The following is a 2,134-nucleotide window of genomic DNA, read 5'->3' on the forward strand; positions in this document are numbered from 1 at the left end:
GGCCATCGCCTCCAGCCGGTCGATCTCCGCGCCGACCACCCGGGCCAGCAGTTCGGCGCTGGCGTCCCAGGTGAACCCGGACGCCCAGGTCCGTGCGGCGGATCGCACCCGCGCCGCGCCCGCCGGATCCGCGAGGGTGCGCAGCGCCGCGTCCAGCGTGGGCCCGAGCGGCTCGCCGTCCTCGACGAGCCAGCCGGTCACGCCGTCGCGCACCGCGTCGCGCAGTCCGGGGACCCGGAACGCGACCGCCGGCACGCCCAGCGCCGCCGCCTCCAGCACGGACAGTCCCCAGCCCTCGCCATGCGACGGGTTCACCGTCAGCCAGGCCGAGGCGAGCAGCCGGTCCCGGGTGGCGGTGTCGACATAGCCGTGCCATCGCACGACGTCACCGTCGCGGTGGGGGAGGCCCGCGGCGGTGCTGAGCCCGAGTGAGGCGGCATGCGCCCGCAGCCGATCCCGGTCGGGCCCGTCGCCGATGATGTGCACGGCGAGCCCGGGATGCGCGGCGGCGAGGGTCGCCACGGCGTCGAGCAGCAGGTGCAGGCGCTTGTGCGGAACGAGCCGCCCGACGCACACGATCGTCGGCACGGCGGCCGGTCCGCCGCCCTCACCCGCACCGCCACCAACGCCGTCATCGCAGGCGCCGAGGCCGGCCTCGACCCCGGTGGCGCCGTTGGTCGCGGTGGGCGGGGCCATGCTGGTCACGCCGTTGGGAACCAGGTAGCGGGGGCCGGGCAGGCCCAGGACGGCGCGTGCCTCGTCCCGCGTCGACGGCGAGACGACGACGACCGGCCGGTGCCGGTAGACCAGCCGGCTGCCGGGCGACTCCAGCACCTGGCCGACACGGGCGACCGGCCCGGGGAAGTACAGCGGGAACTGCTTCTGGTGGACGTGGTGGAGGACCTGCACGATCGGGGTGGCGGCGGGTAGCACCAACGGGCTGAAGAACGGGATCCCGTTCTGGCAGTCGACGACGGCGTCGACGCGATGCCCGGCGCGCCCGAGACTCGCCAGCCGCGCGAGAACGGCCGGATACACGCCGAAGGTGCCACCCCCCCGGCGTATGTCCACCCCGCCCACGGACTCGGCCGGCAGGGCCGACGGGCCCCCCTCACCGGCCGGCCGGGAGGTCAGCAGAGTGACCCGGACACCCGCCGCGGCGAAGCGTTCGGCGATCGACTGGCAGAACAGTTCCGCCCCGCCGGCCTGGGGATGCGCCCGGTCACGCCAGTTGAGGAACACCACGTGCCGACCGGCGAGCGCGGGCAGGTGGCGCTGCCTCGGCACGGTGGTGGGGGACGGTGGGCGGGACTTTTCCATCGGCAGTGGCGTTCCTCTCGCTGTGGTCCACAGGGCTTAGCATGTTCGCCTGCAACCTACCGATGCCGGAGAAATCGGCGGCCACATACCATGGGCGGCGTTCCGCCATGAGTGACCGATGGGTCCCGAACCAACCCGATGGGGAGACTGATGGCGAAGCCATCGCGCGAGGCTGTGGCCGGGCTGCTTGCCGGGCCGGCGGCTTTGGCGGTCGCCGGGATGCTCGTCAACGGGTGCAACCTGCTGATGAATCTGATCGTCGCGCGGGCGCTGGATTCCGATTCCTACGGCGCGGTGTCCGTCCAGGTCAGCATCTTCCTGATCCTTTCCGTCGCCGGGAACGCCCTGCTCATCGCGGTCGTCCAGCACGAGACGTCGGGCCCCGGCGACACCCGCCGCGAGCAGTGGTTCTGGATCCGCCGGCTGCGCGGGGCCTGCGGCGTCGCGATCGTGATCGCCACGGTCGTCGCGATCGTGCTGTCGCGCCCGATGGCGGCGCTGATGTCCTACCCCCACCCGGTGGCGATCGCCGAGGCGACGATCGGGGCCGCGCTGTGGACGCTGCTGTGCGTCGAGCGCGGCCTGATCCAGGCCCGCGGCGCCTACCAGCGCCTCGCGGTCAACTTCGTCGTCGAGGGCTTCGTCCGGATCGGCCTGGTGATCATCTTCGTGGTGGCGGGGCTGGGAGTCAACGGCGCCGGTCTCGGCATCGTCATCGGGGTGGTCGTCGGGGCCGAGCACGCCCGGTGGGCCGTGGCGCGCACCCGGTCCGACGGCCCCCGGGGCGTGCTCGGCCCCGACGACCACCCCGATG

The 2,134-nt window shown here is 73.7% G+C and carries 2 protein-coding genes; one reads left to right on the plus strand and one right to left on the minus strand.

The genetic code is table 11. The annotated features are described in order from the left end of the window. Nucleotides 1-1,320: glycosyltransferase family 4 protein (locus C1A33_RS24230; protein ID WP_101833639.1), on the minus strand; the 1,320-nt coding region annotated here is incomplete at its 3' end. Between the two features lie 150 nt (nucleotides 1,321-1,470). On the opposite strand from C1A33_RS24230, the gene C1A33_RS24235 reads away from it, so the two are divergent. Continuing rightward, nucleotides 1,471-2,134: MATE family efflux transporter (locus tag C1A33_RS24235; RefSeq protein WP_480014670.1), on the plus strand; the 664-nt coding region annotated here is incomplete at its 3' end.

The sequence above is a fragment of the Frankia canadensis genome (assembly GCF_900197875.1).
Classification (GTDB): domain Bacteria; phylum Actinomycetota; class Actinomycetes; order Frankiales; family Frankiaceae; genus Frankia; species Frankia canadensis.